Source organism: Anoxybacillus flavithermus, from assembly GCF_002742685.1.
Classification (GTDB): domain Bacteria; phylum Bacillota; class Bacilli; order Bacillales; family Anoxybacillaceae; genus Anoxybacillus; species Anoxybacillus flavithermus_E.
The window spans coordinates 44,247-69,942 of sequence record NZ_PEDM01000005.1 but is presented as its reverse complement, the minus strand read 5'-3'; the positions used below and the strand labels follow the sequence as shown (position 1 = coordinate 69,942).

41 protein-coding genes and 1 pseudogene are annotated in these 25,696 nt (G+C 41.3%); 32 read left to right on the top strand and 10 right to left on the bottom strand.

The window, feature by feature from the left end:
• Positions 1 to 45: 45 nt before the first annotated feature.
• Both CS060_RS04480 and ytkD read left to right on the top strand, forming a co-directional pair.
• Complete coding sequence (locus CS060_RS04480; protein WP_035047908.1) at positions 46 to 354, top strand: hypothetical protein; 309 nt, start codon at positions 46 to 48, stop codon at positions 352 to 354.
• 63 nt (positions 355 to 417) lie between these two features.
• Complete coding sequence (gene ytkD / locus CS060_RS04475) at positions 418 to 891, top strand: RNA deprotection pyrophosphohydrolase (protein ID WP_035047905.1); 474 nt, start codon at positions 418 to 420, stop codon at positions 889 to 891.
• A gap of 30 nt (positions 892 to 921) precedes the next feature.
• Here the strand turns inward: ytkD and CS060_RS04470 are convergent, their stop codons facing one another.
• The 9 genes and pseudogenes from CS060_RS04470 to CS060_RS04430 form a co-directional block, all read right to left on the bottom strand.
• Positions 922 to 1,728: an ABC transporter permease gene (locus CS060_RS04470; RefSeq protein ID WP_035047902.1), complete on the bottom strand. Its 807-nt coding sequence runs from the start codon at positions 1,726 to 1,728 to the stop codon at positions 922 to 924.
• The gene (locus tag CS060_RS04465; RefSeq protein WP_035047919.1) at positions 1,715 to 2,485 is read right to left on the bottom strand and encodes an ABC transporter ATP-binding protein; all 771 of its coding nucleotides are present in this window, start codon (positions 2,483 to 2,485) and stop codon (positions 1,715 to 1,717) included. The genes CS060_RS04470 and CS060_RS04465 overlap by 14 nt, the downstream gene beginning before the upstream one ends.
• Positions 2,486 to 2,494: 9 nt before the next feature.
• Positions 2,495 to 3,178: pseudogene (locus tag CS060_RS04460) on the bottom strand (ABC transporter substrate-binding protein); the annotation flags it as partial.
• Positions 3,179 to 3,195: 17 nt separating this feature from the next.
• Positions 3,196 to 4,587: a recombinase family protein gene (locus tag CS060_RS04455; protein ID WP_099668724.1), complete on the bottom strand. Its 1,392-nt coding sequence runs from the start codon at positions 4,585 to 4,587 to the stop codon at positions 3,196 to 3,198.
• 91 nt (positions 4,588 to 4,678) lie between these two features.
• The gene (locus CS060_RS04450; RefSeq protein ID WP_035047899.1) at positions 4,679 to 4,921 is read right to left on the bottom strand and encodes a DUF2283 domain-containing protein; all 243 of its coding nucleotides are present in this window, start codon (positions 4,919 to 4,921) and stop codon (positions 4,679 to 4,681) included.
• On the bottom strand, positions 4,893 to 5,276 hold the full coding sequence (locus CS060_RS04445; protein WP_035047895.1) for a hypothetical protein: 384 nt from the start codon (positions 5,274 to 5,276) through the stop codon (positions 4,893 to 4,895). Before CS060_RS04445 ends, CS060_RS04450 begins: the two co-directional genes overlap by 29 nt.
• On the bottom strand, positions 5,276 to 5,560 hold the full coding sequence (locus CS060_RS04440; RefSeq protein WP_035047892.1) for a DUF3467 domain-containing protein: 285 nt from the start codon (positions 5,558 to 5,560) through the stop codon (positions 5,276 to 5,278). Before CS060_RS04440 ends, CS060_RS04445 begins: the two co-directional genes overlap by 1 nt.
• A 112-nt stretch (positions 5,561 to 5,672) precedes the next feature.
• On the bottom strand, positions 5,673 to 6,116 hold the full coding sequence (locus tag CS060_RS04435) for an ImmA/IrrE family metallo-endopeptidase (protein ID WP_035047889.1): 444 nt from the start codon (positions 6,114 to 6,116) through the stop codon (positions 5,673 to 5,675).
• Positions 6,117 to 6,137: 21 nt separating this feature from the next.
• Complete coding sequence (locus CS060_RS04430; protein ID WP_035047885.1) at positions 6,138 to 6,602, bottom strand: helix-turn-helix domain-containing protein; 465 nt, start codon at positions 6,600 to 6,602, stop codon at positions 6,138 to 6,140.
• 164 nt (positions 6,603 to 6,766) lie between these two features.
• Here CS060_RS04430 and CS060_RS04425 point away from each other — a divergent pair, with 164 nt between their 5' ends.
• The 7 genes from CS060_RS04425 to CS060_RS14100 all read left to right on the top strand — a co-directional run bounded on the left by CS060_RS04425 (position 6,767) and on the right by CS060_RS14100 (position 9,548).
• Positions 6,767 to 7,039 (top strand): helix-turn-helix domain-containing protein, encoded by a 273-nt coding sequence (locus CS060_RS04425; RefSeq protein WP_231563760.1) that lies wholly within the window; start codon positions 6,767 to 6,769, stop codon positions 7,037 to 7,039.
• Complete coding sequence (locus CS060_RS04420) at positions 7,011 to 7,766, top strand: phage antirepressor KilAC domain-containing protein (RefSeq protein ID WP_099668722.1); 756 nt, start codon at positions 7,011 to 7,013, stop codon at positions 7,764 to 7,766. The genes CS060_RS04425 and CS060_RS04420 overlap by 29 nt, the downstream gene beginning before the upstream one ends.
• Before the next feature lie 12 nt (positions 7,767 to 7,778).
• Positions 7,779 to 8,561, top strand: a complete 783-nt coding sequence (locus tag CS060_RS04415; RefSeq protein ID WP_035050452.1) for a Rha family transcriptional regulator — start codon at positions 7,779 to 7,781, stop codon at positions 8,559 to 8,561.
• Positions 8,562 to 8,576: 15 nt separating this feature from the next.
• A complete protein-coding gene (locus CS060_RS04410) occupies positions 8,577 to 8,783 on the top strand; it encodes a hypothetical protein (RefSeq protein ID WP_035050450.1) in 207 nt (68 codons plus the stop codon).
• A 311-nt stretch (positions 8,784 to 9,094) separates the two neighbouring features.
• Entirely contained in the window at positions 9,095 to 9,223 is a 129-nt protein-coding gene (locus CS060_RS14285) for a hypothetical protein (protein ID WP_255350590.1), read from the top strand.
• A 25-nt stretch (positions 9,224 to 9,248) separates the two neighbouring features.
• Positions 9,249 to 9,404, top strand: coding sequence for a hypothetical protein (locus CS060_RS14105; RefSeq protein WP_180271056.1), 156 nt, complete (start codon positions 9,249 to 9,251; stop codon positions 9,402 to 9,404).
• 6 nt (positions 9,405 to 9,410) lie between these two features.
• Complete coding sequence (locus tag CS060_RS14100) at positions 9,411 to 9,548, top strand: hypothetical protein (protein ID WP_180271055.1); 138 nt, start codon at positions 9,411 to 9,413, stop codon at positions 9,546 to 9,548.
• Positions 9,549 to 9,553: 5 nt separating this feature from the next.
• On the opposite strand, the gene CS060_RS04405 is transcribed toward CS060_RS14100, so the two are convergent.
• Positions 9,554 to 9,754 carry a hypothetical protein gene (locus tag CS060_RS04405; RefSeq protein WP_035050448.1) on the bottom strand — a complete coding sequence of 67 codons (201 nt, stop codon included), beginning with the start codon at positions 9,752 to 9,754 and terminating at the stop codon, positions 9,554 to 9,556.
• A 75-nt stretch (positions 9,755 to 9,829) separates the two neighbouring features.
• On the opposite strand from CS060_RS04405, the gene CS060_RS04400 reads away from it, so the two are divergent.
• The 23 genes from CS060_RS04400 (at position 9,830) to CS060_RS04290 (ending at position 25,636) form a co-directional block, all read left to right on the top strand.
• Entirely contained in the window at positions 9,830 to 10,084 is a 255-nt protein-coding gene (locus tag CS060_RS04400; RefSeq protein ID WP_231563744.1) for a hypothetical protein, read from the top strand.
• A complete protein-coding gene (locus tag CS060_RS04395) occupies positions 10,074 to 10,370 on the top strand; it encodes a hypothetical protein (RefSeq protein ID WP_033018278.1) in 297 nt (98 codons plus the stop codon). The genes CS060_RS04400 and CS060_RS04395 overlap by 11 nt, the downstream gene beginning before the upstream one ends.
• Positions 10,367 to 10,630 carry a hypothetical protein gene (locus tag CS060_RS04390; RefSeq protein ID WP_035050445.1) on the top strand — a complete coding sequence of 88 codons (264 nt, stop codon included), beginning with the start codon at positions 10,367 to 10,369 and terminating at the stop codon, positions 10,628 to 10,630. The genes CS060_RS04395 and CS060_RS04390 overlap by 4 nt, the downstream gene beginning before the upstream one ends.
• Positions 10,630 to 10,794 carry a hypothetical protein gene (locus CS060_RS14095; protein WP_180271054.1) on the top strand — a complete coding sequence of 55 codons (165 nt, stop codon included), beginning with the start codon at positions 10,630 to 10,632 and terminating at the stop codon, positions 10,792 to 10,794. The genes CS060_RS04390 and CS060_RS14095 overlap by 1 nt, the downstream gene beginning before the upstream one ends.
• Positions 10,795 to 10,958: 164 nt before the next feature.
• Positions 10,959 to 11,336: an SANT/Myb-like DNA-binding domain-containing protein gene (locus CS060_RS04385; protein ID WP_035050443.1), complete on the top strand. Its 378-nt coding sequence runs from the start codon at positions 10,959 to 10,961 to the stop codon at positions 11,334 to 11,336.
• Positions 11,318 to 11,527 carry a hypothetical protein gene (locus CS060_RS04380; RefSeq protein WP_035050441.1) on the top strand — a complete coding sequence of 70 codons (210 nt, stop codon included), beginning with the start codon at positions 11,318 to 11,320 and terminating at the stop codon, positions 11,525 to 11,527. The genes CS060_RS04385 and CS060_RS04380 overlap by 19 nt, the downstream gene beginning before the upstream one ends.
• Before the next feature lie 119 nt (positions 11,528 to 11,646).
• Positions 11,647 to 13,170 carry an SMC family ATPase gene (locus CS060_RS04375; protein ID WP_099668721.1) on the top strand — a complete coding sequence of 508 codons (1,524 nt, stop codon included), beginning with the start codon at positions 11,647 to 11,649 and terminating at the stop codon, positions 13,168 to 13,170.
• Positions 13,163 to 14,110 carry a RecT family recombinase gene (locus CS060_RS04370; RefSeq protein ID WP_099668720.1) on the top strand — a complete coding sequence of 316 codons (948 nt, stop codon included), beginning with the start codon at positions 13,163 to 13,165 and terminating at the stop codon, positions 14,108 to 14,110. The genes CS060_RS04375 and CS060_RS04370 overlap by 8 nt, the downstream gene beginning before the upstream one ends.
• A 181-nt stretch (positions 14,111 to 14,291) precedes the next feature.
• The gene (locus CS060_RS04365; protein ID WP_052025656.1) at positions 14,292 to 15,125 is read left to right on the top strand and encodes a replication protein; all 834 of its coding nucleotides are present in this window, start codon (positions 14,292 to 14,294) and stop codon (positions 15,123 to 15,125) included.
• Positions 15,070 to 15,891, top strand: a complete 822-nt coding sequence (locus CS060_RS04360; RefSeq protein ID WP_035050431.1) for an ATP-binding protein — start codon at positions 15,070 to 15,072, stop codon at positions 15,889 to 15,891. The genes CS060_RS04365 and CS060_RS04360 overlap by 56 nt, the downstream gene beginning before the upstream one ends.
• Positions 15,892 to 16,079: 188 nt before the next feature.
• Positions 16,080 to 16,286 carry a Fur-regulated basic protein FbpA gene (locus CS060_RS04350; RefSeq protein ID WP_035050426.1) on the top strand — a complete coding sequence of 69 codons (207 nt, stop codon included), beginning with the start codon at positions 16,080 to 16,082 and terminating at the stop codon, positions 16,284 to 16,286.
• 198 nt (positions 16,287 to 16,484) lie between these two features.
• A complete protein-coding gene (locus tag CS060_RS04345; RefSeq protein WP_035050424.1) occupies positions 16,485 to 16,976 on the top strand; it encodes a hypothetical protein in 492 nt (163 codons plus the stop codon).
• Positions 16,977 to 16,990: 14 nt separating this feature from the next.
• A complete protein-coding gene (locus CS060_RS04340; RefSeq protein WP_035050421.1) occupies positions 16,991 to 17,356 on the top strand; it encodes a hypothetical protein in 366 nt (121 codons plus the stop codon).
• Positions 17,357 to 17,384: 28 nt separating this feature from the next.
• Positions 17,385 to 18,092: a hypothetical protein gene (locus CS060_RS04335; RefSeq protein WP_035050417.1), complete on the top strand. Its 708-nt coding sequence runs from the start codon at positions 17,385 to 17,387 to the stop codon at positions 18,090 to 18,092.
• 55 nt (positions 18,093 to 18,147) lie between these two features.
• Positions 18,148 to 18,348, top strand: coding sequence for an XtrA/YqaO family protein (locus CS060_RS04330; RefSeq protein WP_035050414.1), 201 nt, complete (start codon positions 18,148 to 18,150; stop codon positions 18,346 to 18,348).
• A 106-nt stretch (positions 18,349 to 18,454) separates the two neighbouring features.
• Complete coding sequence (locus CS060_RS04325) at positions 18,455 to 19,216, top strand: spr1630 family ClpXP-sensitive toxin (RefSeq protein ID WP_035050412.1); 762 nt, start codon at positions 18,455 to 18,457, stop codon at positions 19,214 to 19,216.
• A 23-nt stretch (positions 19,217 to 19,239) separates the two neighbouring features.
• A complete protein-coding gene (locus tag CS060_RS04320; protein WP_035050409.1) occupies positions 19,240 to 20,430 on the top strand; it encodes a spr1629 family repressor/antitoxin in 1,191 nt (396 codons plus the stop codon).
• Positions 20,431 to 20,512: 82 nt separating this feature from the next.
• Entirely contained in the window at positions 20,513 to 21,013 is a 501-nt protein-coding gene (locus CS060_RS04315) for a sigma-70 family RNA polymerase sigma factor (RefSeq protein WP_035050405.1), read from the top strand.
• Between the two features lie 102 nt (positions 21,014 to 21,115).
• Positions 21,116 to 21,271 carry a hypothetical protein gene (locus CS060_RS14090; protein ID WP_019417346.1) on the top strand — a complete coding sequence of 52 codons (156 nt, stop codon included), beginning with the start codon at positions 21,116 to 21,118 and terminating at the stop codon, positions 21,269 to 21,271.
• Positions 21,272 to 21,509: 238 nt separating this feature from the next.
• The gene (locus tag CS060_RS04305) at positions 21,510 to 21,938 is read left to right on the top strand and encodes a terminase small subunit (protein WP_035050402.1); all 429 of its coding nucleotides are present in this window, start codon (positions 21,510 to 21,512) and stop codon (positions 21,936 to 21,938) included.
• Positions 21,925 to 23,187, top strand: a complete 1,263-nt coding sequence (locus CS060_RS04300) for a PBSX family phage terminase large subunit (RefSeq protein WP_035050401.1) — start codon at positions 21,925 to 21,927, stop codon at positions 23,185 to 23,187. The genes CS060_RS04305 and CS060_RS04300 overlap by 14 nt, the downstream gene beginning before the upstream one ends.
• 12 nt (positions 23,188 to 23,199) lie before the next feature.
• The gene (locus CS060_RS04295; protein ID WP_035050399.1) at positions 23,200 to 24,624 is read left to right on the top strand and encodes a phage portal protein; all 1,425 of its coding nucleotides are present in this window, start codon (positions 23,200 to 23,202) and stop codon (positions 24,622 to 24,624) included.
• The gene (locus CS060_RS04290) at positions 24,617 to 25,636 is read left to right on the top strand and encodes a minor capsid protein (protein WP_231563740.1); all 1,020 of its coding nucleotides are present in this window, start codon (positions 24,617 to 24,619) and stop codon (positions 25,634 to 25,636) included. Before CS060_RS04295 ends, CS060_RS04290 begins: the two co-directional genes overlap by 8 nt.
• The last annotated feature ends 60 nt before the right edge of the window (positions 25,637 to 25,696 follow it).

Below are 25,696 nucleotides of genomic sequence, written 5' to 3'. Positions count from 1 at the left end.
GAATCGACTCACACTAACCGTAACAAATGGAAAAGAGGTGGGGAGATGAAAAAAACGTACTATGTTTCAGTGGCTCGTGGCGAAATTTCGCAAGTGAAAACGGCATCACCTTGGGAGTTTCGAATTGAGGCGTCAGATGAAGAAATCATTCAATTACGGGAGTATTTTGATGAAATGTATTCATCTGATTGGCAATCGTTTTGGCGCGCACATGTGCCGTATGTGCAATACCATTATGATCGGCCGAACGACGGGTATGACAACGCAATGAAAAAAGTGTATGAGATGATTTATGAACTTGGAGATAAAGAAGCGAAACAACAAATTGCAGAAATGGGAGTGATAGAGCCATAAAAGCTGTCGACGATTGTACTGTATGGTACAATAAAGAAAACATACAGTTGAGGGTAGACGGTGATGATAGTATTTCAAGATTATTATGGATACGATGTTCGACTTTCTTTTTCTGACCATCCTTTTTCAAGACATCCAAAACATGTTTTCGTTATTTGTCGTTACAATCATGGCTGGTTGTTGACGAATCACGAAATACGGGGTTGGGAGTTTCCGGGTGGAAAAGTGGAAGAAGGAGAAACGGCACAACAAGCAGCCATTCGCGAAGTGAGAGAAGAAACAGGGGGTATTGTTCAGACGATCATGTATATCGGACAGTATGAAGTGAAACGTCCAAATGAAACGATCGTAAAAAATATTTATTTTGCCCATGTGGCTTCTCTTGAACAGAGAGAGTCGTATTTTGAAACAAACGGTCCTGTGCAAATGGAGCGAATTCCCGATGACGTAGCGACAGATGAACGATTTAGTTTTATTATGAAAGATGGCGTATGGGCATATACAAAACAAGAGTTACAGCGGCGGGGAATGATTTAAAACCCCACCGCTTTTTCTTTGAAGGTGGGGCTATGCACGTTTCATTAATTTTTTTTCAAGCCAACCGACAAGCTGATACATGATGCTAGAGAGTAAAGCGATCATAAGCAAACTTAATAAAACGAGCGTAAAGTTAAATACTTGGAACCCGTAAATAATCATATAACCGAGCCCTTGTTTAGAGACGAGAAATTCACCAACGATCACACCGACCCAAGATAAGCCAACGTTCACTTTTAACGTTGAAATAATGGTCGGAAAGGAAGCAGGTAAAATGGCTTCTGTAAACCATTGCCGCTTCGTTGCTCCGAACGTTTGAAGTACCTTGATATAGTTTGCATCTACTTCTTTAAATGAGGTGTAAACGACAATCGTTGTAATAATGATCGAAATGATCGCTCCCATTGCGACAATGGATGTCATATTTGGTCCAAGTGCGACGATTAAAATTGGTCCAAGTGCTACTTTTGGCATTGCATTTAAAATGACTAAATACGGATCAACAATTTTTGAGACGCGAGGAAACCACCAAAGTATTGCAGCAAAACAAACGCCAATCATCGTTCCTACAATAAAGCCAAGTACCGTCTCTGTTAATGTGACAGTTGTATGTGTAAGCAATGTGTGATCGCGTATTTTTGTAATAAACAAATACCAAATCGAAGACGGTGAGCTAAATAAAAGAGGATCGATCCAATGAAATCGGCTTGCGATTTCCCATAAACTAAAAAACGTAATGACAATGATTACTTGAAAAAAACGGACGATTTGTTTTTCCCGTTTTTCATATGCCATATATTGATCATATATACGTTGCAACCACTCATGTTTGTTCAATGCTCTCTAACTCCTTCCAAATCATTTGAAAGAGCGGTGAAAAATCTGGATGTTGGCGAGCTTGAAACGGTGTACAAGCTTTTAATGAATCTGGAACGGTAACGATTTTTTGAATTTTTCCCGGCTTTGCGGTAAATAAAACGATCCGATCGCTCATTGCGATGGCTTCACCAATATCGTGCGTCACGAGAAGCGCTGTTTTTCGATATTGTTTTAACGTCTCCCATACGAGATCTTCTAGTTTCAGTTTTGTTTGATAATCAAGTGCAGAAAAAGGTTCATCCAACAATAATATTTTCGGATCGGTTGCGAGTGTACGCACGAGTGCAGCGCGCTGACGCATTCCTCCTGACAATTCATTAGGATAGCGGTCATCGACATCGCGCAGACCGATTTGATGTAAAAGGGCAAGTGTTTGTCTCCTCGTTTTCTCGCTATATTTACCTGTTAGTTTTAATCCGAGAGTCACGTTTTGTTCGATTGTTTTCCATGGGAACAAGTAATCATGTTGAAGCATATACCCAATCGTTTGGCGCATGGTGTGTATTTCTTTTCCTTCGATCAGCACGCGTCCTTTTGTCGGAGTGATCAATCCCGCAATAATTGAAAGAAGCGTCGTTTTTCCACAGCCGCTTGGGCCGAGAAAGGAGAGAAATTCTCCCCTCTCGACATTGAGCGACAAGTGATCAAGTGCTAATACGGCAGATTGGTTTGTGACGTAGGCGTGCATCACTTGATCAATTGTTAAAATGGGCATGATGTTCACCTACTTTTTCGCTTTTTCAGCGAACGATGTATTCACTAAAATCGAGTGATCAATGTATGATGGCAACTCATTCGCTTCTTTCATTACGTTTTGAAGATGGTTCCATTCTTTTTCATCTAAAATCGGATCAGTTGCGTATGAACCTTGTTGTTTATAGCGATCGACGACTTTTTCAATGAGAGCAATATCTGTATTTTCAAAGTACGGTTGAATGACTGTTGCAATTTCTTTCGCATCATGTGTTTGCACCCATTGTTGTGCTTTATAAAGGGCACGCGTAAATTTTTCGATGACATCTTGATTTTCATCAATGAAGCTTTGTTTTGCCATAAATGTTGTATATGGGAGGTGACCAGATTCCGTTCCGAATGAAGCGACAATATATCCTTTTCCTTCTTGTTCAAAAATGCTAGCAGTCGGTTCAAATAGTTGAACGAAATCGCCTGTGCCGCTTGCAAACGCATTGGCAATATTGGCAAACTCAATATTTTGAATAAGATTTAAGTCTTTGTGTGGGTCAATGCCGTGTTGTTTGAGAACGTATTCTCCGACCATTTGTGGCATACCGCCTTTTCGTTGCCCTAAAAATGTACTTCCTTTCAGTTGATCCCATGTAAAGTTGGCGATTGGTTTACGTGAAACTAAAAATGTGCCATCGGTCTGTGTCAATTGCCCAACGCTAACTTTTAAACAGGTTCGGTTTACTTCAATGTGTAATCGAGCGTTAGCTTTTTCCCTTTCCCTTTCTCCCGATACATTACAATTCTTTCGAAAATGCTAAAGAGAAGTTCTTTTTTCGTGAAATCGTCTGCTTGTTCGAATTGCTGTTTAAAATCGGTCATCTTGCTTATTCGATTATATTTCTCCTCAATGGACTCTTTTTCCTCTAATTCACATTCACTCAATGTTTCGTAAATTTCTTTTTCTTTCTCGTTTAATTCATTAATTTTTGCGAATAGCTCCTCTTTTGGGATCGGGTTCTCATCGTCCATATATAAATCATACCATTTTTCTTTTTGTCGTTTTATCTTTTCCAGCTCTTTTGTTAAAGCGGAAACATCTACTGGTGATGGCTCATCATATTGATTAGAAAACTTCGACATAAAATATTCTTTCGATGTGATGAGCAATTGAACTTCCGTGAGCAATGACTCTAAAATATTCTTCTCGTGTGTAATTCGGTTACACTTTAAACATCGATAATACGTTTTTTGTTCACGCTTATCAAAGAAACCTTGCATCTTATGCCCGTTGCAATTTCCACAATGCAAAAGACCGGTAAAAATAAACTTTCCAACTCTCGTTCGGTCTACCTCTCTTTTTTCTCTTTCTTTTTGTGCTTTTTTAAATAGCGTTTCGCTAATAATCGGCGGATGATTGTTCTGGACGACTTTATTTCCCCATCTATACGTACCAATATAGATGTCGTTCATTAAAATGTCGCGTATAGAATTATGATTCCATTCCTTCGCAATGCGCGGCTTGATTCCTAATTCATTTAGTCGATCGGCAATGCCTCGATATCCATAGCCATCGCAATACAACCGATATATCATTTGAACCGTCTTCGCTTCCTCTTCGACAATCGTACAATTAAAGTCTTTATCGAATTTGTAACCATATGGGGAATGTCCGCCAGGCTTTTTCCCCTCGTCAATCATTTGTTCGATACCAAATTTCACGCGCTCGGCAAGGTTTTCGCGCTCCCATTGCGCAAGCGCAGCCACAAGCGTAATAAATAGCCTTCCCATTGCCGTGGAAGTGTCATATACCTCGGTTGCTGAACGAAACGCCACGTTGTATTTTTCAAACGTCTGGAGCAACAAATATAAGTCCAACACCGACCGTGTTAAGCGGTCTAACCGATAAACTAATATGATGTCGATGTTCCCTTTCTTGATATCTTTAAGCAATTGCCGCATTTGCGGTCGCTCTAAGTCTTTGGCAGACCATCCTTCTTCGATATACTCCTGCACAATCTCCCAGCCTTGGCTTGCACAAAATGCCCGCAGCCGTTCCCGTTGCGCTGGGATGGAAAACCCCTCTTTCGCTTGTTCGTCTGTACTCACTCGAACATAAATGGCGACTTTCATTTCGGTTGAGCCTCCTTGCGAAAAACAAATTACAGAACTATGCTAACAAAAATAGAGCGCCCGTATTGAGCGCTTTATAAGAGAAAAACGATTAGTGAACCACTTCATTTACACTTTCGGTTGGGAATGTAAACGGCCAAGGCATATTTTTAAGTTCATTTTTTCTTTTCGAGAAATCTAAAATAGTTACGCCTGTTAGCGCATCTGTTTCCATGTCATACCGAATGTATACCCCATCTTCAAAATCTTCTGCGTAGGAAGGGCGCGGTTCCCCAAACGAAATATACAAAACATCACATTCTTCATCATAGTGAATTTTCACTGGTTCTTTCATAAATGACCGTTCCCTCCTTTTCCGCGTTAATTTTCTTTTGGAATAGTCCTGTGACTACATATCCATATTCCGTTGAAGTATGGTCAACCACTGTTTTTATATTTAAAAGTGGGTAGGTAGCCATATCGCTTTTCCCAACATACAACCAGCGATTAGGGTTCTGTTTGCTTTGGATGATGAGATGAGGATTTTCAACCGTTTCTTTCATGGCATGCTCGTTCCCCTTCATCTCTGGGTGATGATCCAATATATGCTCTTCGAAACGAGCCTTCTCCAAAAACACTCGTTTACCGTATGGATCCTTAGTATCAAATATATAAATACTCGCTGTTGAAGATGAATGCTTTTCCTGCATTAATTTTTTGCATCCCCTTCTCTAAGATTAATTATCCCTCTTTCTTGGAGTTCTTGCAATTGTTCTGGAGAAGGTGGATTAGGGATAGAACCAAATGTCTCTTCATAAATACGAACATGATCCAATAAAAGATGTGCAAAAACTTTGGCATGTTGTGGACTCATAAAGATTCTGACGGTGTCCTCTTTGGTGTTATCAGGGTTTAAAATAGAAAACTCCATGACCATATCGTATAATTGCAGAGCCATTTGTACATTATTTGCATAGTAAGTTTTCTTTTCCATCATTATTCCCCCTGTTAGTATTACTTATTATAGGTTTTTCTATAAAAAAAGGTGATTTCCTTCAAAAATTTTAACTTAAAAGTGAAAAAGAGCAACCATTTGCGTTGCTCTTTTAAATTTTTAACTCCCTCTTCAAATGAACCACCTCTTTAGGTATTCCATACGTTGTCGCAACTTCATAAATGGTCATATCAGTATTTCGATATGTATAAATACAATCATCTGGGAGAAGCAGTTCCACTGCAAACTCATTTGCTTCCCTTTCCACTTTGTCCATACAAAAGAGAGTGTTTTTTCGCAAAAATGACGTACTTAGTTCGGGATGTAAAACTGCATGCCCTAGCTCGTGCGCGCAAACAAAACGTTGCATGGATTCATCCAACTCTGAATTAATGTGGATAATGTTTATTCGTTTAAAGCTATGATGGTAGCCATATATTCCTCCCAATTGTTCAAACAAAAGCACAATTCCTTTCTGTGATGCAATCTCAAAGGGGTTATTTGTGCCATGCTTTTTGACTAATTTTTCTACTATCTGTTTTATCTGATTAGCCATTAAGCGCTCCCCCTGAAAAACTTATTCTTTTCTATGTTTTTTTGGAGTAAATTTCTCTTTAGCAATTCGTTTCGCAAGTCGAAGGGAATTTTCTAACGAAGCAACCAGCAGTTCCCGATCTTCCTCATCCATCTCATCAATATCCATTCCGCCGAATGCGGCAAAGCCGTTTCCTGTCTTGAGTCCTTTGATGATGTTCTCTAATTCCTTCTGGATGTCACGTTCGTCTTTCTCGGTGAGGGCGGGGAGATCTGTTTTTGTATTGTCATCGATGTAGCCAGCGGCTTGCATTAGATTTTCATAAGAATGACCTAACGCTTCGGATAACTTTTTGATTGTTTCAGGTTTAGGAATCCCTCTTAGTCCATTTTCAATTCGTGATATTTGAGCAGAGCTTACACCTGAATAGAGTGCTAATTGATTGACTGTAAACCCCTTTTTTGTACGTAATGCACGGATGTAGCTACCGAACTGTTTTGCATCCATAATATATCCCCACCTTTACCAATTGGTAATGTTCTAAAACGATATTACCACTAGGTAAAAAAGAAAAGAAAGATTTTTTTGAAATAAGTGTTGCCAAAAGGTAATGTATGTGGTATATTTTAATTACCAAAAGGAAATGTAATGATAGGAGGTGAGATATTGCGGTGCGTATTAAGATTAATTTTAGGAAATTAAGAGAATATATGCGGAATAATAACTGGGATGAAAAAGATCTCGCGGAAAAAATGGGAGTTGCATACGTCACAGTATACAGGGTTCTTAGAAAAAAGAGAGAGCCAGGAAATGAATTTATCGCTAAACTGTTGAACGCTTTTGAAGGAGCCACTTTTGATGAGCTCTTTTATTTAGAAACTAACGTTACCAAAAGGGAACAAAAGGAGGAACGCGATGAATCAGTTACAAGTTTTCAATCATGAAATGTTTGGTGATGTTCGGTTCGTCGAGATTAACAACAATCCACATGCTGTTGGTAATGACGTTGCAAAAGCATTGGGGTACAGCCGGCCGCACGAAGCAATTTCAAGCCACTGCAAGGGGGCGGTAACTTACCGCATCCTTACTAACGGTGGAGAACAAACGGTGAAAGTTATCCCAGAAGGAGATATATACCGTTTGATCATTAAAGCAGCCGATCAAAGTAAAAATTCGGAAATCAGACAAAAGGCGGAGGAATTTGAAAAGTGGATATTTGACGAAGTCCTCCCAACCATCCGTCGAACAGGCGGCTACGTGGCGAACGAGGACATGTTTATCAATACGTATCTTCCGTTTGCCGATGACCAAACGAAGCTAATGTTCCGCGGGGTGCTGGAAACAGTCCGCAAGCAAAACGAACAGATTGCCGCGATGAAACCGAAAGTCGAGTATTTCGACGCGCTGGTTGATCGGAACTTGCTGACGAATTTCCGCGACACGGCAAAAGAGTTGCAGGTTAAAGAACGCTTCTTCATCGACTGGTTGCTGAAAAATAAATTCGTCTATCGTGACCAGAAAAACAAACTCAAGCCATACGCGGCATATGTCCCAGAGCTGTTTGAGTTGAAGGAATGGGAGCGAAATGGACGAGCTGATGTGCAGACGCTTATCACGCCGAAAGGGCGAGAGACGTTTCGGTTGTTGTTGAAGAAAGAACAAACCGCATAAAGGAGGAACGCGATGAATCAGTTAGTTTTCATCGAAAGCAATCGTGTTGTAACAGACAGCCTAACGGTCGCAGAAGTGTTTGGAAAACGCCATGACCATGTTTTGCGTGACATTGAGGTGCAAATTGAAAAACTTAAGGAAGCTGGAGAACATGAATTTTCACTCCTCAACTTTGGGGAGTCAACTTACACGAACGAACGCGGTAGAGAGTACAAGAGATTTCTTCTCACCGAAGAAGCGTTCACGTTGGTAGCGATGTCGTACACGACGCCAGAGGCAATGAAAATGAAGGTGCGGTTCATCGAGGAGTTTAAGCGCATGCGTGCGGAGCTGGAGAAGCAGAAACAGCCGTTCAAGTTGCCGACGACGTACAAAGAGGCGCTGTTGCAGTTAGTTGAGCAAGTGGAGCGAAACGAGCAATTGCAACTGCAAAACGCACAGAAAGACCAAATCATCAAAGAATTGCAGCCGAAAGCGACTTATTACGATTTAATCCTGCAAAACAAATCGCTCATTTCGATTAGTAAAATTGCGAAAGACTACGGCATGAGCGCGATGAAAATGAACCAACTGTTGCATCAGCTCGGCATTCAATACAAACAAGGAGATTGCTGGTTGCTTTACTCCAAGTACCAAGACAAAGGATACACGCAAAGTAAAACGCACACGATTGATTCAGAAACGAGCAAAATGCACACGTATTGGACACAAAAAGGGCGCTTATTCATCTATGAAATGTTGAAAAACAAACTTGGCATTCTTCCTCTTATCGAGAGGGACGAGCAAACGGCGTGAAAGGGGGGGAGGACAATGACAATGGAACAGCTTGAGCAAGCACTTTGTTCAATCAAGCACGCTAAACAAGAATTACAAATTGCGTTGGGGAGAGACCGTTACGAAAAAGTCGTAGAGGAAATCAAAGAAGTGTTATTGCGTAACGATCTCAATAAATATCAAGCGTATGAGTTGTTTAATCATCTAAGCGATATTTATCGATTGGAACGTATACATGTTTGAAATCGACTTGGAACAAGTCGTGAGACCCGTCGCTGTGACGACTTCTAAGCTCTTTGTTTAATTCGTTTACTGTACCTAACGAATGTTTAAGCATTTCTGTAAATTTTTCATTAAAACTAGCAATACAAAAAGGGCAACGGATAGGCAAGTTCTTTTCCCAGTTGTTCCAGTAAACAGGGAAAGAATTTTCACAATTGTAGCATTTTACTTCGGCAAAAGTTATCAACTTATTCACCTCCTTTCATTGTCACCATTCGACAAGGAGGAGGAAAATCCTGAAATAACAAACCGCGTGAAAGGGGGTGAGGGGAATGGAAGTAAAAGTAAAACTATCTTGCTCAAACGTGGAAGAAGCAAAACGGATTGTCGAGCAACTACTCGAAATTGAAAAAGAGCACAGCGCACGCTGCACTCTTTTTGTGGAAGTTGAAATCAGTTAACTCGGAGCAAAAGGAGGGGTGGTTAGTGAGAGTTAACGTTTCGTTACAAAAGAAGCTTGTCGCCCAGTTTGTTGAACATTTAGGCTGGACCGTTGATGAAGCAGAACACTTCATCGAACGGTCTGATCGAAGGGAATTAGCTTTTGTGATTGCGGCGATGCAACTCATATCGGTGAGGTGAGAGGGAATGAAAGACATGATTAAACTACCGAACGAAACGCTCACAAAAGCAAAAGAACTTTTGCAATTCGCCTACGAAAAAGGATGGGACGAAGAAGACCTTTACGTTATCGCAAAGATCATCCTCTCCCATTATGAAGAGTAAAAGTTCTATTTACTGCTGTAAAACTCCTTTAAGGCTTGTCCTTTGTTTTCTGCAATAACCGTTTTGTTGTAATTTACTGCTTCTTCAAACGCAGCAACGTATAGTTTTAGTTTTTCTTTCGCAATAGTTTCTGGAGAGTCGCCATTTGTGGAGACTGAGCTAATAACAGCTAAAGCAAATTTTTCAGGGTCTATGTTTTTTAACACGGTCTCACCTCCCTTCTCCGCCACTATTCGACACGAAGGGAGGGAATTCCTACAAACTGACAGGAGGGAAATAAAATGTCGGAAATTCAGAATGTTGTACACGATGATTCGTCGCATACATCTCCTACAAAGGAGATGGTCAACGTGAAAAAACGAAAAAGAACGATGAAGCCGCCAGAAGTAGTCGTGCGGTGCGTAGGCGAACGGAAAGAACCGTCAAAAGAAGCGCTAGATAACTTTATCGAAATTTATATTCGGATGGTCAAGGAAAATGAAAAGCGCAGAAAGCAGAAAGAGCAAGAAATGAAGGGGGATAACAATGAAAATTAAACGTATCTCGTTCGATGAGCTTCCGGTGTTTGTACGTAACCATGTAAATGCGCTCTATAAACAACCGCAAATCATTCAATCGTCCATTTTGGAATTTGACGCTGTACCACCACTATACGTTGTGAGTGTGTTGGATTTGGATCGCAACATTATTACGGAAGTAACATTCGATGACGATAAAGGGTTACTGCACGAAAACGTTGTGACGTTAGGAACGGTGCTTGAAGCAATCAAGAAGTATCCTGAACGGTTCGGGCTTCGACTCCGAGAGGAGATGAAGCAATGAACGTATTAGAAAAAGACCGTCACTTGGCGAAGAAGCTGGTCAATTTCGGCGCATTGTGTTTATTACAAGCAAGGTTGGAATTGATACACGGTCGCTTTGACGAAGCAGAGAAATGGGCGGAGGAATTCCTTCGCTGCAAGCGAGATTTGGACGAGCTTATCAAACGGAAAGAACGGCACGATGAATTGGTGAAAATCGTGGAAACGCTGCGTGAGAAAGGGATTGATATTGCAGTTGTAGCAAGAAAGGGGAATGAGTGATGAGTGTACGTTTCTTCACTACTCGTTTAATGAAAGTTTCAGAGATTCGGAGAGTTTGTGAGGTGATGCGGAACAATCCGTTCCACATCATGGTGTTTGAGTACCGAATGAAACAAAGGTTGCGTGAGCTACAACAAGAAAAACGGCCAGCGCGGCAACGCTAGCCTAACACGCACATATCTATTGTACAACACGACCATACGGCAGGTCTAGTGCCTGTCGTCAGGTGCAGGAGCGCTGAGAGTCACCCATCCCCCGTTCAGCGTTCTTGCGCTTGACGATGTGCGCTAGCACATCTACTACATACTATGCGAAAGGAGGTGTGGACATGACACGCGAGCAGAAAAAAAGATTGCGGCTACAACTCTCAAAATTGCTGGATCGATGCGACGGGTGCGAGCATATCGGCACGGTGAATATCGGTATTCACGTATGCGGAACGTGCCCACTCGGGCGACAGATTCGAATAATAGGCAAAAAACTTGACGGCGAGAAGCAGCAGCCGAAACGAGTGAAACTACCGCAAGGGCGTGGAGTAAAGCGCAAGTGGACGGACGACGAAGACCGATACTTGCTGGAACACTACGGAAGGAAAACGGCTGATGAGATTGCTGAAGCACTCGGCAGAAGTCGGAAAGCGGTGATGAAAAGGCGTCAAATGCTCAGACAAAAGCGAGGTGAAGCAGAGTGGTTGAAAACTTCATGATATCCGACCGTCATCCGATACGAGATCCACAACATGCGCGTGTGGTTGGCTACTGCGCCGGATGCGGCCATGAGATCTATGAAGGAGACGAAATCATCGAATTGCCAGGCGGCGAGATGCTCCATGAAAGCCGTGATTGCGCATATGATTTTTGCGCGGAAATCGGCTTCGCAAAAACAGCTGGAGAATGAAAAACGCCTCACTTGGCGGAGTGAGACGTTTCGGAAAAAGGTGATTCCTTACTTTGAGCAGTTACTTACATAGTACAGGAATCGCCTTATGAAATCAATAGAGAGGAGATTAATGAGCAATGGTGATTACCTTCAAAAAAATGTCGTTAGCAAATTTTAAAAATCATGCAACGTTGGAAATTGAGTTTGGTGACATTACAAATATTCAAGGCCGAAATGGTGCTGGAAAGTCTTCAATTGGCGATGCTATCACTTGGTTACTTTACGGAACGGACATCATGGGGAACAAATTGGAGCCGAAGCCGATCGGTGAAGACGATGCAGAAACGAAAGTTGAGTTACTCTTGCAAGTTGATGATAAACAAATTCTTCTTGGTCGCTCTCAAAAGAAAACGGCAAAGTATTACATCAACGAAGTTCCGGAGAAAGCAACGAAGTTTAACGAGTTGGTAGTTTCTCTATTTGATAAAGATTTGTTTTTATCTCTTTTCAATCCAATATTTTTTTTCACCCAGCATTGGCAAGAACAGCGTAAACAATTACTTCAATACGTGAGTGAGCCACTGAATAAAGAAGTTCTTGCTGCTATGAGCAAAATTAGAGCAAATGAGTTGGAAACGCAACTTAAAAAACACTCTTTGGATGACATCGAAAAAATTCACCGTGAACGCTATCGGAAACGAGATACCGAATATGTGAGAGCGAGCGAACGCGTCAGAACCCTTACAGAACAATTAGAAAAGTTCAGGGAGAACATTTCCGATATTTCTGCTCTACAAGCTGAACTAAAGTCTCTACAAGAAAAACGTTTCAAAATGGATGAACATTTACTTCCGCAGCGTGAGATTCAACTCAAGCGTGCTGGTTTGGAAAAAGACATTCAAGTGGTAAAACAAAATATTCTTCGCCAGAAAGAGATTGCTGCACAAATTCAAGCAGAGACAATCCAGGAGAATTGCCATACATGCGGTCAACCGTTGAATGATGAAGCAATCGAAAAAGTGAAAGCAAACAAAACAGCCCGTTTGAAAAAGGAAGTGGAAATCGGCAAACTGATGGTTGAGCAATATAACACTTTGATAGAGCAACTAAAACAATTGCCGGTTGTTGAAGTACAGCCGATTGATACGACTGAAATTGATGCACGGATTCTTGAATTGAAGGGACAAATTCAGCAACACTCACAAGTTGAACAGTTAAAACAAGAAATTGAATCATCTAAACAACAACTTGAAATTATTCGCCAGGAACGAAATGATTCTCTCTCGCTAATCGATGCGGTCAAAGAATTCCGTTCTAAACAAGCAGAGCTCATGGTTCAAAAAGTAGACAAGCTGTTTGAGAAAATTTCTGTTCGTCTTTATGAGGAACAGAAGAATGGAGAGCTCAGAGATACATTCGAAATCGAAATGGATGGCAAACCTTACAGCAAACTGTCAACGGCTGAAAAAATCAAATGTGGCCTTGAATTGATTGAGGTTCTTAGTAAACAGTCTGGCGTTATTGCCCCAACGTTTGTAGACAATGCGGAAAGCATTCTTTCTTTCGCTAAACCGTCCGGACAACTTATTGTGGCCCGGGTTGTTGATACAGATTTTGAAATTAAAAACGTTTCTTTGAAGGAGGAAGTTGTAAATGAGTAAACAGACACAATTAGCTCCAGTCAATACTCAAGTTGTAGTCGGCAATTTCACGCAAACAGAATTGGACACGTTAAAAGCTACAATCGCACGCGGAACAACAAATGAACAGTTTGCGCTGTTTGTTCAAACTTGTGTCAACTCAGGACTGAATCCGTTTCTGAATCATATTCATTGCATTGTTTATAACGGTAAAGAAGGTCCGACAATGAGCATTCAAATCGCTGTTGAAGGAATCCTTTACTTAGCACGCCGGACAGAAGGTTATAAAGGCATAGAATGCCAGCTTGTTCATGAAAACGACGAATTCAAATTCAATGCGAAAACAAAAGAAATCACACATGAAATTGGTTTTCCTCGAGGAAAGGTAGTAGGCGGTTACGCAATCGCAAAACGTGAAGGTTTTGACGACGTGATCGTCATTATGGAAGTAAATGAAGTCGAGCATATGTTAAAAGGTCGAAATGCTCATATGTGGAAAGAATGGTTCAATGACATGTTTAAAAAGCATCTCATGAAACGCGCAGCCAAACTTCAATATGGCATTGAAATCGCGGAGGATGAGCCCGTCTCTGGAAACACATTAGATACAACAGCTTCTTATGAACCGCGTCAACGAATTGATATTACTCCTAATACGAACGTTGTTGAAGTAAATGATGATGAATTCATTGACCCGGAAGCTGAAACGAAAAAACGCTGGGATGAAATTCATGCAAAACTGCAGCAATACGGTATGACAAAAGATGATTTGAAACAACTCATTGTGAAGCATTTTAACAAAAAGCCAAATGAGCTAACGCTCCAGCAACTTGTAGCTCTGTCAAAGTTTATTGATATGGAACATCAAACTAGACAGTCCGCTGTACAAAAACAAGAATCGTTCGACCCAGAAAACCTTCAGTTCTCATTCGATGAATTCGAACAAGGGAACTTAGATTGATATGAAACCTGTGGAATATAGAGTAAGCATTCCACACTGCTACAAATGGATGGCTGGGAGCAACAAGAAGCTCTACATCGAGTACATCAAGGGATATGTCAAAAGCAGCCATCCTAATCTAAAGCCCGTTAGGGTTGAGGGTTCATATGTTATTTGTATCAAGAAATAGGAGGTGTTGAGCTTGGCAGACGTACAGCTTGAGAACGGATATACCAAAATTGCAAACGAAATCTTAGAACATCTGGCGCTGACCAAGCTCAGCCCAACTCAGTTTCGATTGATTTTCGTGATATGGCGATATACTTATGGGTTTAATCGTAAAGATCATGCGATGTCTTTAAACTTTCTTGCTGAAGCTACTGGCGTGCATAAGCAACGATTAAAGCAAGAGTTAGACAAGTTAATTGAAAGCAACATCATCATCGTTACTGAGGAAGGCACTTATTCGAAGCCAAGAAAGTTGGCGTTTAACAAGGATTATGACACTTGGCACTTACAGTCAGCGAAAGAAAGTACAGTAAGCGAAATTGCTTACTCTAGAGTAAGCGAAATTGCTGACACTACAGTAAGCGAATTCGCTTACCAAGAAATAAATAATATAAATAAAAATTTAAATAAAGATAAAGAGGATGATGAAAATACCGTGGACAAAATTTTAGATCTTCTGCAAAAGAGCAAAATCTTGGAGAAAGACGACATCACAGAATTTTTACGTGAGGATATTCAGGACGTGATTGATAATTTTGGTTTTACCAATCCAGAAGAGATGATCGCAGAAGCTATTAAAGATGCAGCGCGCGGAAACGGTAAGACATGGAAGTTTGTGTATAACAAATTGAACAGATGGAGAAAGCAAGGGATTCGAACTATTGAAGATTTAGAAAAGGGGGATACCGATGGCACGGTTCGCAAGCATCGCCGAGGTGTTGGCCGATCTGCAAAAGAAGGCGGCAAGTCATATGAACAAGTCCTCCGAGAAGCCGAAGCAGCCAGACGAGCATGGGGAGGATCATGAGTGCCCTGTTTGCAAAGATACGGAGTTAGTTATCAAGCAAGATGAACGAGGATATGAGTTTGCAAGTTTTTGTGATTGCAGGGAACGGAAAGCTTGGAGACGCAGATTCAAGCAGGCGCTCATTCCAGAGGAATTTGTGCACGCGAATTTCGAGAATTTCAAGAGATCAACACCGTATCAACAATCCATGTATGATACGACGCTTGAATATATGAACGAGTTCAAGAAGGACGGCGGAGAAAAAGTGATCGCGAAACACAATCTTGGCTTTATCGCAGTCGTTGGTGAACAGCGATTGCGAGAGCTTCCGCATCATGAACGTGCACCGATGAAGCAGAAGCACAACAACTTCGGCGTCGGCAAAACTCATTTGCAAATCGCGTTGGCCAAACGGCTCATCAAGGATGGATTCAACGTACTCATCGTTTCAGATGTCATATTCATGGACGAGTTGATTCAAGCAAAAATGATGAACGATGAAGGGGATACGTTGAACCGGCTTCTATACAGCGCGATCCATGCAGACGTTCTTGTCTGGGATGACATCGGCAAAGCGAAATGGTCGGAAGCGAAAGAAGCGTTGTACTACCAAATCATCAATGAACGCTATAGAAAGCAAAAGCCAATCGTGTTCAACTCTAACGAAGACCGTGGAACATTGAGCGAAAAAATCGGATATGCTGCGGCAAGTAGATTGATAGGACAATGCGGTTCGTATCTCCTTGAAGTAGAAGGAGAAGATTTTCGATTACAAAAAAGAGGGTGAAAAGTGATGTGTCAAAAGTGTTTTGGAAAAGGATATTCGCTCAAAGAAGTGATACCAGGAGCATTTTCTTACACTCCTTGTGATTGCGAGTGCGCGCAAATCGCAAGACAGCGAGCCGAAGAGGCGAGGGCTGAGTTTAGAAAAAGGCTTAATGAAGCGAAAGAACGATTGAAGATGGAGGTGAGTGGATGATGGCAGTTCTCAAAGAAGCAGCAACCAAACAAAAACTAGTCCAAGAACGCAAAGAGTATCTTATCGACTTTCTCATTGACCATGAGGTTTACGAAGCACCAGACGGTCGACAGTTATACGAATTGCCACTTGCGGAATTGGAACGGATGTATATCGCGTTGCGTTGCAAGATTGGTAGGGAGATGAGTCAAACACGCTCGTAAACTTCAAATTTTAGCCCATACGGCGTTTTTCTTGCTAGGGTAATAGGAAATACCGAACAGCGAGAAAAACGCCTCAGAAGGGAAAATGAAGCGTATGGAGAGGTGAGGGGAATGGATACTGAAATTGATAAACACTCAACAGGCGTGGTAGGCTCACCGACGACGCCAGTGTAATGATTAACGAAGGGGTGGCGGTTTGTGAGATTTGTTGGCATTGACCCATCAACAAAAACAGGGCTCGTCATTATCGAAGACAACAAGGTACATACAGCCGTAGAGATCGTATCGGAAGAGAAGAGGGCCCCACATAGATTTATAGACATTGTTAATACGATTATGAGTCACATAACTAATCAGGATGTTATTTGCATTGAAGGCTTTTCCTACAGTTCAAGGGGCGCTGCGGTTAGTGTTCAGTACGGTATCGGCTGGATTCTCCGAGCAGAGCTAGTCAAAGCAAGATTGAATTACTATGAGGTTCCGCCGTCTTCGGTCAAGAAATTTGCCACAGGCAAAGGAAATACCAAGAAAGATGAATTGGTATTGCCGATTTACAAGCGATGGGGATTCGAACACAACAGCGACAACGTCCGCGATGCGTTTGTGTTAGCCCAAATTGCGCGGGCTTTACATGGACAAGCCGAGTTAACAAAGTTTCAACAAGAAGCTTTAAATAAAATTTCAAAATAATAGGAGGACAACCAATGAAAAGCATTATTGATTTAAACAATTTTGCTGATGGTGCAGTTGCTGAGCGATTCAATCAAGAGTTGCAAAAGGTGCTTGAAAACATCGCAGACCCGAATACGGATCCAAAAAAAGCGAGAAAAGTGACATTGACGGTCACTTTAAAAGCAGATGAAAAACGTGACCTTGCAATGGTGAGTGTCACTGCGAAATCAACGCTTGTTCCAGCAACGCCAATCGAAACAAAGCTTGTGATGGATTACGACAGCAAAGGTCGAATCACAGGAGCTGAATTGAAATCCGGTATTAAAGGTCAAACCTATATCGATGAAGATGGCGAAATTTCCGATGACAAAGGCAACAAAATTGTTGTCTTAAAATAAAAAACTACCAATCTGGGAGGAATGAAAAATGATTAAAGAAGCACTTCAGTACATTGTTGGATTAGGAAAGCCGGAAATGTTTTATGAAAATGGACAGACGTTCTCGAGTCAAAAGTTGCATTTGATCGAGGAGCCGACAGCAGAAGCTATTCGTGTCCGTAGCCTTTCGGGGTTAGTGGATTATTTGAAATCGAACTTCGATGAATACGAGCGTCTAATGATTCACGTTAGCAGTCCAACAGCCGTTATAGCGTTTAGTCAGTTGAATGCGGATTGCAACCGTAGCGAGTACATTAAAGCCGAAGCAATGATTCCGGTATTCGATTTCGATCGCTGGTATGATACGGAAACTTTCAACATCAAGCTACAGTCATGCTTTGTAAAAAACGAAGATCGCGATATCATGTTGAAAGTCGTCGGTAACATCAAAGAAGAAATGGTAAGTACGATTGGCGACGATGGGGTTTCTCAAGCTGTGGTTGCAAAAACAGGTGTTGCCACAGTAGCAAACGTCAAGGTTCCGAATCCGGTTGTGTTGAGGCCATACCGCACGTTTGTGGAAGTGGATCAACCAGAGAGTGAGTTTATTTTCCGAATGCAGAGTGGGCCACGCTGCGCTTTATTTGAAGCCGACGGCGGCAAATGGAAACTTGATGCGATGAACAACATCAAAAATTATCTGCAGCAAGAACTTAAAGAGCTTATTGAGAACGGAAAACTTGTCATTATTGCTTAGTCAAAAAGGGAGCAGCCAAAACTGCTCCCGATTAGCTTAAGAGGAGGAACTGTTCATGAGATTAAAAGAACTAAAAATTAATCTTAGTACAAAAAAGCTAGAAATTGATATAATGGAATTAAAAGGAACGTTTGCGATTGTCGTTTGTGATGGAAAGGCTAAAATAGCTGAGTTGCCGACATTTGGGGAAACGAAAATTATTACGCATCAAGGAAAAGTGAAAAGGGTGAAGTTTGACGAGGGAGAGGAGTTTTAATCTATAGAGAGAAAAAACAAAAAACTTTAATAAAATCATATACAAATCATATTTTCTTTAATAAAATTTAAGTGATACTGTTCAAAGAATATGGGGGATTTGATAAATGAAGGAGTATGCTTTGTCAAGAGAGTTGAATCAGAAAATTGTAGATGGGATTTTTGAAGGTTATCGGGATTATTTAGAGGTTCGACGTGAAAAAGCTAGAACGCTAAAAGTGAGTGGCGCTTATGCGTGGGTCAAAGGAAACCACATCGATCACCATGTGGCTATAGCATGCGAACCGTATGGAGTTGAAAGTAAGATAGCTAAAGCCGGTTTAACATGGCAATACTTACAGTTTAAGAATGATAGTGAAGCGATGTTGTTTATTGTTAAAAATGCAAGATATTTTAATCCAGAACAAGTCGATCGGGGGAAAGATGCATTAGGGCGGACACGTAACAAAAAGATATCTTATATGGAAGAGTTAATGCAAATTAACTCAGAAATTGATTTTAAGGAAGTTCCTTTAGAACAAGGGAATTCTACACAACTCGAACTTCAGCTAATAGAAGACAGCCATTTAAACGAAGACGTGAAAAAAGAAATTGTTAAATTAAAGTCTATATATAAGAGGTTTTATATTGTTACGTACAAAATTGATGAAAATCAACAAATTGAACAAATTAGATTATGGATGCCTAATCCTGCAAATAATAAAGCATATTTAATCGAAGACTTGACAAAATACATTAACGGAACGCATACAATTAGTATAGACGACGAATTAAAGAACATTCTAATAAACGATAATGTTTTAGAGGAAGGTTTAGATGCACATGTCTTTGGAATTGTATTAGATGACTCAGAAGAGAAGGAAAATTAATCCCAAGATAGGGGGGATAGCCTGTGTTCGTTGGTGAGAGCCTAACCAATATAAGAATCCTTCACAACTTGAGTAGAAGACAGCTAGCGGAAAAGGTTGGTGTAACTGAACAGGCTATTTGGCAATATGAAAATGGATATTCTTCTCCAAAGTTGGAAGTTGTAAACGAATTAAAAAAGGTTTTTAATGTAAAAGCGACTTATTTTTATAAACCTGATCTTTTGTATAAATTGGATATGGGCAACATTAAAATACAACATATCGCATACAGATCAGAAACAATTAACTCGCTAAACAGATCTCAGAGCGAATTAATGCATGTCAGGTTTATCGATGCATTCTTAAAAAAGATCGAGAGAAAGATTAGCTATCCGAAAAATGTGCTCTTAGAATTGAGAAGAGATGTAATTAAGTTTTTAAAAGAAAATCCAGGAATGGATAGAGGAAGACAAATAAAGTATATTGCCGAATTAGCTCGTGAAAGGATCGGATTGGATAAAGAATCCAACAAAAATTTATTATTCTGTTTGGAGAAAGCTGGGGCTTTTATACTCGAAAAAGAATTTGAGGAAAAAATTGATGCCTACAGTTTATGGACAGAGGACGATAGACCGTATATTATACTAGGGTCTGTCAAAAAATCCGCAGCTAGAAGAAATTTTGATTTGGCACATGAATTAGGGCATTTGCTCTTGCACTACAAAGTGGAGTTTACAATGCAAGATAAGAAATCGTATAATCTCCTTGAAGAGGAAGCATATACCTTTGCCTCTGAATTTTTATTGCCAGAGGAAGCTTTCAAAAGGGATTGTGAGGGAATTTTTAAGCTGTCCAATCCTGATGCGTATATTGATATAAAACAGAAGTGGAGTGTTTCTTTGCAAGCTATTGCAATAAGGGCTTTTAAATTAAACATTATTGATTATCAGCAATATCGCTATTATTACATGTTGATAAACAAAAAAGGATATAAATACCTAGAACCATTAGACGATAAAATCCCTGTTGAGAGACCAATGAAAATTCGAAGTATTTTGCGACTACTCTTTGAAAGAAACATTTACTCTGTATCCAGTTTAATGAATGAACTAAGAGTAGATGAAGGTTTTTTTGCTGTGTTAACTGGAATAGAAGAGGAATTTTTCAGAAAGTATAGAGAGCTCGAGACCAAAGCTTTTTCAATAAGTGAACTAGGAATAGAAGGGGTTAAATGATGCCTACCAGCCAACTGGAGGACACTGAATGACGCGTTGAGCGTTGTTTGGTGTCCTTTTTTATTTGAAGGAGGTCGTCTGTATGAACGATCTTGTCCAAGAATATAAAAATTCATTAAAATTGGTACGGAAAATGTACAACAATGCGGTTGAAGAAGATAAAAAAATTATTGCTGGAATGATCTCTGATCTGGAATTTTCCATTGAATGGCTTACAACCGGCCGACATCCTGGTCACAAAAGAGGAATCGAACGAAGAGCTGCTTATCAACGCGAGAAACTTTTTGACCCGTTACTGATGCAAAAATATTTCCGTTCCAGTGAACCGGTATATGAGTGGGATGATCATGAAAAACAGGATGTTATTACGAGTTGGGACCGAGAGCGAATCGAAGATGCTCTATCCGTGTTGACTAAGAGGGAACGGGAAGTGTATCTTATGTCGCGAGGATATTGCTTAACATATAGCGAGATTGCGAATTATCTTTGTATCTCATCGAGTAGTGTTCAAACCATGATTGAACGAGCCGAAAGAAAAATTAAAAAACGCATAAAAGAAAGCCTCTTCTGCATGTGCGGATGAGGCTTTTTTGTCGTGTAAATGCCACTAATATGTGAAGTCCTCCTTTTTTCTTGAGTGCCTAGTCAAACGCTAGGCACTTATTTTATGCATGGGGTGATGAGGATGTATAAGTTATGTGACCATTTATCAGATGATGAGATAAAGAAATTAAAGGCGAAGAAGAAAAGAAAAGGATTGAGTCATCGTGACTGGCTCGACATTATGGGCGTTCGGCGCGATACGTACAAACGAGTGCGTGGGGCGATTCGAAGAAAGTGAGGGGAAGAGTTTTGGTTAGTATCCCTTTTTGGTGTGTGTTGCTTATCATTTTGGCTGTCGGGCTAGCTATTGATTATTTGGTTTTTCATTTCTTTGACAAAGGGAGTTTGGATTTTGTAACACCTGCCATATGTTTAGTTATTTTTTTTGTCACAATTTTTCTAGTTATCGGATTAGCGTTGGGGAAATATGTGTTTTAAGTAAAAATCGTGCGAATGAGGAGGTAGGTGAGATGTAGATGCGGAAGTTGACGGAAAAGCAAAAAAGATTCGCTGATTACTACATCGAACTTGGCAACGCAGAAGAGGCGGCAAAAAGGGCTGGATATAGCGCTAGAGGCAATACAACGAAGCTACTACAAAATACTACAATTAGAGAGTACATCCAGCAACGATTGGCTGAAAAAGACAAGGAACGTATCGCCTCGCAAGATGAGATACTAGCGTTTTTAACAAAAGTGCTTCGAGGTGAAGAAACGGAGCAAATACCGATGGCAGGAAAAGACTTTTTTGAACTAGTGGAAAATACTCCGAATATTAAAGATCGTATTAAAGCAGCCGAGCTTCTCGGCAAACGTTTCGCAATGTGGACGGAGCGCCAACAAATCGACGCGAATTTTGGCGTTCAAATTATCGACGACGTTGGTGGGATAGATGAAGCAGATTAGATTGTCCGAGGTCTTCACGCCTACGTTCCAAAAAGTATGGGCGTTGGTCAAAGAACAACGCTATTTGCGTTACGTGTTGAAAGGTGGCCGCGCCAGTGCAAAGTCTACACATATTGCAATGATGGTGCTGTTGTTGGTTATGCGGTACCCGGTGACAGCGCTGGTTGTGCGCCGAGTCGGGAACACGCTCGCTGATTCGGTGTTGGAACAGTTGAAAGAAGCGATGGAAATATTGGGCGTCACCGAGTACTTTCAAATTACCGTGAACCCAATGCGGATCACGTATCTACCGCGAGGAAACCGTATTTTGTTCCGTGGTGCTGATGATCCGCAAAAAATCAAATCGATTAAAGCCTCGCGCTTTCCGTTGGCCGTTATGTGGATTGAGGAGCTCGCTGAGTTCAAGACGGAAGAAGAAGTGTCCGTTATCGAAAAGTCCGTGCTGCGCGGAGAACTTCCAGACGGATTGCGGTACACGTTTTTTTACAGCTATAACCCGCCAAAGCGAAGACAGTCGTGGGTCAACCAAAAGTACGAAACGCAATTTATTCCTGAAAACACGTTTGTTCACCATTCGACGTATCTCGATAACCCATTTTTATCTAAAGATTTCATCGAAGAAGCCGAGCATACGAAGCGAACGAATGAGATGAAGTACCGCCATGAATATCTCGGCGAGCCGATTGGAAGTGGTGTGGTGCCGTTCGATAATTTAGTATTTCGAACGATTACTGATGAGGAAATTAAACGGTTTGATAACATCCGCCAGGGCATTGACTGGGGATATGGAGTCGATCCGTTTGCGTTTGTACGTTGGCACTACGATAAAACACGGCGAATCATCTACGCCATCGATGAAATCTATGGCGTGAAGCTGTCGAATCGAGAAGCAGCTGAAAAAATTAAAGCGAAAAATTATCACGTAGAGCCGATTATCGCCGATAGCGCCGAGCCAAAGTCGGTGGATGAGATGAAGAAAGAACACGGCATCCTGCGAATTAAAGGCGCCAAAAAAGGTCCCGGAAGCGTGGAGTACGGCGAAAAATGGCTCGATGATTTAGAGGCGATTGTCATTGACCCGAAGCGTACGCCGAACATTGCAAGAGAGTTTGAGTCGATTGACTATCAAGTGGATGCAGACGGCAATCCGAAGCCGCGTCTAGAAGAAAAGAACGACCATACGATCGCAGCAACCCGTTACGCATTCGAAGACGATATGAAACGACCATCGGTATCAATTTTGAAGTAGGGAGGTGATCGCGTGCTGATTGAAGATTTATTTCGCGCGCCTTGGCATGAACAAGTGCTTTCGGAATTATCGAAAGGAATCATGACAGATGAACAGCTTTTGACGGCGATAGTGAAAGACTGGGAAACGAGTGATAAGCGCAATCTTATGGTTCTTGGAGAACGATACTATCGCACAAAAATGGATATTGAAAAGAAAAACCAAGACATTACATGGCGCTCGAATCAAAAGCTGGCTCATGATTTTGTGAAGAAGCTCGTCAATCAAAAGGTTGGCTATTTGCTTTCAAAGGAGCCGACTATTGCGACAGAAAACGAAGAATACCGCAAAATCATGAAAGATATGTTTGATAAGCGTTTGTTAAAAGTGATTAAAAATCTCGGCAAAGAAGCGATCAATAAAGGGATCGCTTTTTTGTATGTGTACATTGATGAAAAGGGCGAGCTGGCGTTTAAAAAGATTCCGAGCGAACAAATTATCCCGTTTTGGAAAGATAACGACCATGAAGAAATTGTGTCGTTTATTCGTGTGTATGAAGAAGTGGTGTACACGAACACACAAAAGCAAAAACAAAAGAAAGTGGAGTATCACCATCCAAAAGGCATTAAATATTACGTGTTACAAGCCGATTCACTCGTCCCAGACGTGTTGGCTGGAGTGGAAACAAACTATCATTTCATGATCAACGAAAAGCCGTATTTGTGGGAGCGCATGCCGTTAATTGCGTTTAAGTACAATGAAGAGGAGCAGCCACTCATTGATTGTATCAAGTCATTGATTGACGATTACAACTTGCAAGCTTCTGTAAATGCAGATTTACTCGCAGACATCCCGAATTTCATTTACAAGCTTGTAAATTACGGCGGTGTTGACTTACAGGAATTTTTAAACGATTTAAACCGATATCGCGCGGTGAAGTTAGACGAAAACGGCGATGTAGATAAGCTACAAGCCGATTTACAGACAGATGCGGTCGAAAAAGAGTTATTGCGCATTCGCAAGGTCATCTATGAATTCGGACGTGGCGTCGATACGCAGGATGAGAATTTGGGGAATGCAAGTGGGGTGGCGCTGAGATACCGATACTCTGACTTGGATATGGATTGCAACATCCTTGAAACCGAGTTTCAATCAAGCCTCGAGCAATTGATTTGGTTCATTGACCAATATTTGCTGATGACAGGAAAGGGCGATTTCACGAATGAGACGATTTCGATCATTTTCAATCGCGATATCATCATTAATGAGTCAGAGGTCATCGCCAATTGCCAAGCTTCCGTCGGTATTCTCGACGACCAAACAATTCGTGAAAACCATCCGTGGTATACGGAACAAGTGGAAGAACGATTGAAAAAGCAACGGCAACAAGAACAGATGTACAACGGCTATCAAGGAGCGTTCCAGCAACAACAGAAAGATGGGAACGTAAATGAATAGTCGTCAATATTGGGAACAACGCGCGACGCAAAGAGAACAGGAAGCACAGCTGATCGTTGAGAAGTATTTAGCGCAGATGCAGCAGCGACTGAAAGAAGCGCAACGCGATATTTTACAGCAAATTGAATCCTTCTATGCTCGATATGCGAGAGATAATCAAATTTCGTTACATGAGGCAAGGAAGCTGCTAACATCACAAGAAATAGAAGCGTTCAAGGAAGTTGACCTTGCTCGGTTTCGCGCGATGGCGCTTGAAGGGAATCCGCAATACGAAAATCTATTGAATGCGATTAGCTATCGCGTTCGAATTTCGCGATTAGAGCTGCTTTTGGCGCAAATAGAAATGACGATGCTGCATTTATACGGCGGCAAAAATGGCTTGCAAGACTACGTTTACACAGGGCTAGTCGATGTGTACCAAAACTCGTACTATCACTTTATGTACGACTTTGCGATGGCTGGTATACCTGCCAATGTGCAAATACTCGACGACGGCACGATGCGTGAAGTGATGTCGTATAACTGGAGTGGGAAAGAATTTTCCGAGCGAATTTGGGGACATGAACAAGAAACGATGCAGAACATTCGAAAGTCGCTCGAACAAAGCTTTATCATTGGCCGTTCCATCGACAAAACAGCAAAAGAAATTGTGAAAGTGACGGATGTGGCATACTCGCGCGCTGAAGCGTTGGTCAGGACGGAAGCGAGTTTCTTTCACAATTTGGCTGCGCAAAACAGCTATCGCGATGCAGGGATGGAGAAATACGAGATTTTGGCCACGCTCGATATGCGAACATCGGATATTTGTAGAAGCCAAGACGGCAAGATTTATAACGTGAAAGATTACAAGCCGGGAACGAATGCGCCGCCATTTCATGTCCGTTGCCGAACGACGACGATTCCATATTTCGATGAGTCGGAGTACGCAAACGGCGAAAAACGTCAGTCGATGAATGGGTTGGTGGATTCTGTTTCGTATGAGGAATGGCATAAGAAGACGGTGTTAAGATAAACAGTTTCCCTCGTCTTTTTAGCATTTGTAGACGTTAAAGAACAAAGCGGTTCGTGGCCG